This is a genomic window from Streptomyces sp. SID9727 (genome assembly GCF_010550605.1).
Lineage (GTDB): Bacteria > Actinomycetota > Actinomycetes > Streptomycetales > Streptomycetaceae > Streptomyces.
In genome coordinates this window covers 20,421-27,010 of the sequence record NZ_JAAGNI010000130.1, presented here as the reverse complement: position 1 = coordinate 27,010, position 6,590 = coordinate 20,421, and the positions used below count along the sequence as shown (strand labels likewise).

5 protein-coding genes are annotated in these 6,590 nt (G+C 73.4%); 4 read left to right on the top strand and 1 reads right to left on the bottom strand.

The window, feature by feature from the left end:
- Window positions 1-249: 249 nt before the first annotated feature.
- A complete protein-coding gene (locus tag G3I41_RS08135) occupies window positions 250-1,167 on the bottom strand; it encodes a sugar phosphate isomerase/epimerase (protein ID WP_164399622.1) in 918 nt (305 codons plus the stop codon).
- 122 nt (window positions 1,168-1,289) lie between these two features.
- On the opposite strand from G3I41_RS08135, the gene iolC reads away from it, so the two are divergent.
- The 4 genes from iolC to G3I41_RS08115 are packed head-to-tail and all read left to right on the top strand — an operon-like array spanning window position 1,290 to window position 6,573.
- Window positions 1,290-2,276, top strand: coding sequence for a 5-dehydro-2-deoxygluconokinase (gene iolC, locus G3I41_RS08130; protein WP_164399621.1), 987 nt, complete (start codon window positions 1,290-1,292; stop codon window positions 2,274-2,276).
- The gene (gene iolB, locus G3I41_RS08125; RefSeq protein WP_164399620.1) at window positions 2,273-3,154 is read left to right on the top strand and encodes a 5-deoxy-glucuronate isomerase; all 882 of its coding nucleotides are present in this window, start codon (window positions 2,273-2,275) and stop codon (window positions 3,152-3,154) included. Before iolC ends, iolB begins: the two co-directional genes overlap by 4 nt.
- A complete protein-coding gene (gene iolD / locus G3I41_RS08120; RefSeq protein WP_164399619.1) occupies window positions 3,151-5,061 on the top strand; it encodes a 3D-(3,5/4)-trihydroxycyclohexane-1,2-dione acylhydrolase (decyclizing) in 1,911 nt (636 codons plus the stop codon). Before iolB ends, iolD begins: the two co-directional genes overlap by 4 nt.
- 12 nt (window positions 5,062-5,073) lie before the next feature.
- A complete protein-coding gene (locus G3I41_RS08115; RefSeq protein ID WP_164399618.1) occupies window positions 5,074-6,573 on the top strand; it encodes a CoA-acylating methylmalonate-semialdehyde dehydrogenase in 1,500 nt (499 codons plus the stop codon).
- The last annotated feature ends 17 nt before the right edge of the window (window positions 6,574-6,590 follow it).

The window sequence follows — 6,590 nt, the reverse complement described above, 5'->3', positions numbered from 1 at the left end:
GCCCCCGGCGCCGCGGCCACGGCGGCGGCCAGCGCGAGGGCGGCCAGGAGCCCGGTGGCCAGGGCCGAGGCGTGGGCGGACCGGCGCGGGGACCGCGGGGACTGCTGGGACTGCGGGGGCAAGGGGGTGCGGGGCATGACGAGCGCTCCTCGGTGAGTGCGGGGGCGGGCCGGGGGCCCGGTCTCACCGAGGACAACAGCCCGCACCGGCCTCACGTCACTGCCCAGCGCCGGGCCGGCCCCGGAAGTGTCAGGGCCTCCCGCAGGAGCGGAGGTAGTCGCGGGTGCGGCGGGCGATCGGGAGGGGCCGGTCCGGCGGGCACGGGTACATGTCCTGCTCGACGATGGCGAACAGGTCGACGTCCAGTCGGCGGGCGGCGGCGAGAACGGGCTCCAGGGCCGGGACCCCGCCCGGCGGCTCGCACATCACGCCGCGCGCCACGGCGGGCCCGAACGGCACCTCGGCCGCCACCACCTGGGCGAGGACCTCCGGGTCCACCTGCTTGAGGTGGAGGTAGCCGATGCGCTCGCCGTACGTCTCGATCAGCTCGACGCTGTCGCCGCCGCAGTACGCGTAGTGCCCGGTGTCCAGGCAGAGCGAGACCAGGTCCGGGTCGGTGGCGTCGAGGAAGCGGGCGACGTTCTCCTCGGTGTCGATGTGGGTGTCCGCGTGCGGGTGGACGACGACGCGCAGTCCGTAACGGTCCCGGACCTCGCGCGCCAGCCGCTCGGTCTGCGTGGCGAGGTGACGCCACTGCTCGGCGGTGAGGACCCGGTCCTCCCGTACCTCGCCCGTCTTGTCGTCGCGCCAGAAGGAGGGGATGACCACGAGGTGGCCGGCATCCATCGCCCGGGTGAGTGCCGCGATACCGGCGACATGTGCCCAGGTCCGTTCCCAGACGTCCGGCCCGTGGTGCAATCCGGTGAAAACGGTGCCCGCCGAGACGGAGAGCCCCCGGCTGCCGGTCTCGTCCGCGAGGCGGGCCGGATCGGTCGGGAGGTAACCGTACGGTCCCAGCTCGATCCACTCGTAGCCCGCGGCGGACACCTCGTCCAGGAAGCGCCGCCACGGCACCTGCCGGGGATCGTCGGGGAACCACACCCCCCAGGAGTCGGGCGCGGAGCCGATGCGGATGCGGGGCGATGCGGAGGCCGGGGAGGACGTCATGTCCCAGCCTCAGCACGCGCGGAGACGGGCGTCAAGGATACATCCGTATGTCCGTACAAATGATTGACGGTGATCCAAGCGGAGATGATCCAGATACAGGCACCCAGCCGAAGGGATGTCGCATGCCTGAGCAGCCGTACGACGTGATCACCATGGGGCGGATCGGGGTGGACCTCTACCCCCTGCGGACCGGTGTGCCGCTGGCCCGGGTCGACACCTTCGGGAAGTTCCTCGGTGGCTCCCCGTCCAACGTGGCCGTCGCCGCCGCCCGCCTCGGCCGGCGCACCGCCGTGGTGACCCGGACCGGTGACGACCCCTTCGGCGGCTATCTGCGCGAGCAGCTGCGGGAGTTCGGGGTCGACGACCGGTGGGTGACGCCCGTCGCCGCCTACCCGACCCCGATCACCTTCTGCGAGGTCTTCCCGCCCGACGACTTCCCGCTGTACTTCTACCGGCAGCCCAAGGCCCCCGACCTGGAGATCCGCGCCTCCGAGCTGGACCTCGAAGCGGTCCGGGCCGCCCGGGTGTTCTGGATGACCGGCACCGGCCTGTGCGCCGAGCCGAGCCGTACGGCGACACTCACCGCACTCCGCGCCCGCGACCGCTCCGGCACCACCGTCTTCGACCTCGACTGGCGCCCGGTGTTCTGGCCGCCGGACACCTCCGGGCCGAGTGCGTCCGCCCGTTACCGCGAGGCCCTGGCGTACGCGACGGTCGCCGTCGGCAATCTGGACGAGTGCGAGATCGCCACCGGGGAGCGCGAACCGTACGCGGCGGCCCGCGCCCTCATCGGGTCCGGCGTGGAGCTGGCCGTCGTCAAGCAGGGCCCCGCGGGCGTCCTCGCCGTCCACCGGGACGGGACCGTCGCCGACGTACCGCCGCTCCCCGTCGACGTGGTCAACGGCCTCGGCGCGGGCGACGCGTTCGGCGGCGCGCTCTGCCACGGGCTGCTGAGCGGCTGGGACCTCGCGGACACCGTGCGGTACGCCAACGCCGCCGGCGCCATCGTCGCCGCCCGGCTCGCCTGCTCCTCCGCGATGCCGTTCCCGCACGAGGTCGAGGCCGCGCTCGCCGAAGGCGCGGTCACCGCACACGGCGAAGGGGCATGAGCATGCGAGGCGAACCGGCGTACCACCTGCCCGCGGGCTCCACCGCGCACGGCCCGTACGCCCTGGACATCGGCCCGGACCTGGCCGGCTGGGAGCGCTCGGGCCTCCGCGTGCTGGAGCTGGAACCGGGAGGAGTTCACACACTTGTCACCGGGGAGAGCGAGTGGATCGTACTGCCGTTGACCGGCAGCTGTACGGTGCACATCTCAGATGAGATCTTTGAACTGCTGGGCCGTAGGAGCGTGTTCAGCGGCGTGTCCGACTTCGCCTATGTACCGCGCGACGCCCACGCGCAGATCGCCTCCGGCGCAGGCGGCCGCTTCGCCCTGGCAGGAGCGAAGTGCGAGCGACGACTCCCCGCTCGCTACGGCCCCGCGCCGGAGGTACGCGTGGAACTGCGCGGCGCAGGCGGCTGCTCCCGCCAGGTCCACAACTTCGCCGCCGCCGACGCCTTCGACTGCGACCGGCTCATCGCCGTGGAAGTCCTCACCCCCGGCGGCAACTGGTCCTCCTACCCGCCGCACAAACACGACGAGGACCACCCAGGCGAGGAATCCGTCCTGGAGGAGATCTACTACTTCGAGGTCGAGGACGGCGGCCTCGGCTACCACCGGGTCTCCCCGTCCCGGCCCGGCGGCACGGACGTGCTGGCCGAGGTCCGCGGCGGCGACGCGGTCCTCATCCCGGACGGCTGGCACGGCCCGTCCATCGCCCCGCCAGGACGCACCCTGTACTACCTCAACGTCATGGCGGGCCCCAGCGAGAAGCGGGAGTGGCTGATCCGCGACCACCCCGACCACACCTGGGTCCGCGACACCTGGCCGTCCCAGCCGGTCGACCCCCGGCTGCCGCTCCACGGACCGGAGGACCACGCATGACCGCGACGCCCGGCACCACCGGACCGGCCGGGGAGGCCACCCGCCGCCTCACCACCGCCCAGGCGCTCGTCGCCTTCCTCGCGCGCCAGTACGCCGAACGCGACGGCGAGCGCCACCGGCTGATCGCCGCCACCTGGGGCGTCTTCGGGCACGGCAACGTCGCCGGCATCGGCCAGGCGCTCCTGGAGACCGGCCCCGCGATGCCCTACCTCCAGGGCCGCAACGAACAGGCCATGGTCCACGCGGCCGTCGGCTACGCCCGCCAGTCGGGCCGGCTGTCCGCCCAGGCCGTCACCACGTCCATCGGTCCCGGCGCCACCAACCTCGTCACCGGCGCCGCCCTCGCCACCGTCAACCACCTCCCCGTCCTGCTGCTGCCCGGCGACACCTTCGCGACCCGCCCCGCCGACCCCGTGCTCCAGCAGCTGGAAGTGGCGTACGCGGGCGACGTCTCCGTCAACGACTGCCTGCGCCCCGTCTCCCGCTACTTCGACCGGATCAGCCGCCCCGAGGCCCTGATCCCGGCCGCGCTGCACGCGATGCGGGTCCTCGCCGACCCGGCGGAGACCGGCGCGGTCACCCTCGCGCTGCCGCAGGACGTCCAGGCCGAGGCGCACGACTGGCCGGCGGAGTTCTTCGCGGAGCGCGTCTGGCACGTACGCCGCCCCGCCCCCGACCCGTACGAACTCGACCGGGCCGCACGGGCCGTGCGCGCCGCCCACCGCCCCCTGATCATCGCGGGCGGCGGGGTGCACCACAGCGCCGCCGAGGACGCCCTCGCCGCGTTCGCCGCCGCCACCGGCATCCCCGTCGCCTCCACCCAGGCCGGCAAGGGCTCGCTGCGCCACGACCACCCCGCCGACGTCGGCGGCATCGGCCACACCGGCACCGCCACCGCCGACGACCTCGCCCGCACCGCCGACCTGGTCATCGGGATCGGCACCCGGTACACCGACTTCACCACCGCGTCCGCGACCCTCTTCCAGCACCCTGGCGTCCGCTTCCTCAACGTCAACCTCACCGGCTTCGACGCCCACAAGCTCGCCGCGGTCCCCCTCGTCGCCGACGCCCGCACCGCTCTCGACGCCCTCACCGCGGCCCTGGCCGGACACCGTACGGACCCCGCGTACGTCACCGAGTACACGGAGGCCAAGGCCCGCTGGGAGCTGCGCGTCGACGCGGCGTACGCCACGCCCGACCCGGAGGCCCGGCCCACCCAGGCCCAGGTCCTCGGCCTCCTGGACGAACTGGTCACCGAGGAAGACGTCCTCGTCAACGCGGCCGGTTCGCTCCCCGGCGACCTGCACAAGCTCTGGCGGGCCCGCTCCCCGCGCCAGTACCACGTGGAGTACGGCTACTCCTGCATGGGCTACGAGATCCCCGCCGCGATCGGCGTGCGGATGGCGGCCCCGGACCGGCCCGTCTGGGCACTCGTCGGCGACGGCACCTACCTCATGAACCCCACCGAGATCGTCACCGCCGTCCAGGAGGGCCTCCCCGTCAAGCTGGTCGTCCTCCAGAACCACGGCTACGCCTCGATCGGCGGCCTCTCCGAGGCGACCGGCGGCGAACGCTTCGGCACGGACTACCGCCACCGGTCGGCGGACGGGAACTTCACCGGCCCCCCGCTCCCCGTGGACCTCGCCGCCAACGCGGCCTCGCTCGGCATGCGGGTCCTGCGCGCCGGAACGGTGGGCGAGCTGCGGGCGGCCCTGGCCGAGGCCCGCGCCGCCGACCGGCCCGTCTGCGTACACGTCGAGACCGAAACGCCCGGCGACGGACCGGGGTCGCCCGGGGCGCAGGCGTGGTGGGATGTTCCCGTGGCCGGGACGGCCACCCGCCCCGCGGCGGTCGAAGCACGGAAAGAGTACGAACGACACAGCGCCGGCCGACGCCGTCACCTCTGAAGGAGCCACAGCATGAAGACCGTGAACCACTGGATCGGTGGCAAGACCGTCGAGGGCACCTCGGGCAACTACGGCGAGGTCACCGACCCCGCCACCGGCGCCGTCACCACCCGGGTCGCGTTCGCCTCGCCCGACGAGGCCGACACGGCGGTGGCCGCCGCGAAGGACGCGTACCGGACCTGGCGCGACTCCTCGCTGTCCGCCCGCACGGCGGTCCTCTTCCGCTACCGCGCGCTGCTGGACGCCCACCGGGACGAGATCGCCGCGCTGATCACCGCCGAGCACGGCAAGGTGCACTCCGACGCGCTGGGCGAGGTGGCGCGCGGCCTGGAGATCGTCGAGCTGGCCTGCGGGATCACGACGCAGCTCAAGGGCGAGCTGTCCACCCAGGTCTCGAACCGGGTCGACGTGTCCTCGATCCGTCAGCCGCTGGGTGTCGTCGCGGGGATCACGCCGTTCAACTTCCCGGCCATGGTGCCGATGTGGATGTTCCCGCTCGCCATCGCCTGCGGCAACACCTTCGTGCTCAAGCCCAGCGAGAAGGACCCGTCCGCCGCCAACCTGCTGGCCGAGCTGGCCGCCGAGGCGGGGCTGCCGGACGGCGTGCTCAACGTCCTGCACGGGGACCGGGTCGCCGTCGACGCCCTCCTGAACCACCCGGACGTCGCCGCCGTCTCCTTCGTCGGCTCGACGCCCATCGCCCGCCACATCCACGCCACCGCCTCGGCCAACGGCAAGCGCGTGCAGGCGCTCGGCGGCGCGAAGAACCACATGCTGGTGCTGCCCGACGCGGACCTGGACGCCGCCGCCGACGCCGCCGTCTCGGCCGCGTACGGCTCGGCGGGGGAGCGCTGCATGGCGATCTCCGCCGTCGTCGCCGTGGGCACGATCGGCGACGAGCTGGTCGCCCGCATCAAGGAGCGGGCCGCCCGGATCAAGATCGGCCCCGGCACGGACCCCTCGTCCGAGATGGGCCCGCTCATCACCGCCGCCCACCGTGACAAGGTCGCCTCCTACGTCACCGGCGCGGCGGCCCAGGGCGCCGACGTGGTCCTCGACGGCACCGGATTCACCGTCGACGGCTTCGAGGACGGCCACTGGATCGGCCTCTCGCTCCTCGACCACGTCTCCACCGACTCCGACGCCTACCGGGACGAGATCTTCGGCCCGGTGCTGTGCGTGCTGCGCGTGGAGACGTACGAGGAGGGCGTCGCCCTCATGAACGCCTCCCCGTACGGCAACGGCACCGCGGTCTTCACCCGCGACGGCGGCGCGGCCCGCCGCTTCCAGCTGGAGATCGAGGCGGGCATGGTCGGCGTCAACGTGCCGATCCCGGTGCCGGTCGGCTACCACTCCTTCGGCGGCTGGAAGGACTCACTCTTCGGCGACCACCACATCTACGGCAACGACGGCGTTCACTTCTACACCCGCGGCAAGGTCACCACGACCCGCTGGCCCGACCCGGCCGACGCCCCGGCGGGCGTGGACCTGGGCTTCCCCAGGAACCACTGACCCGCCGATACGGGCCG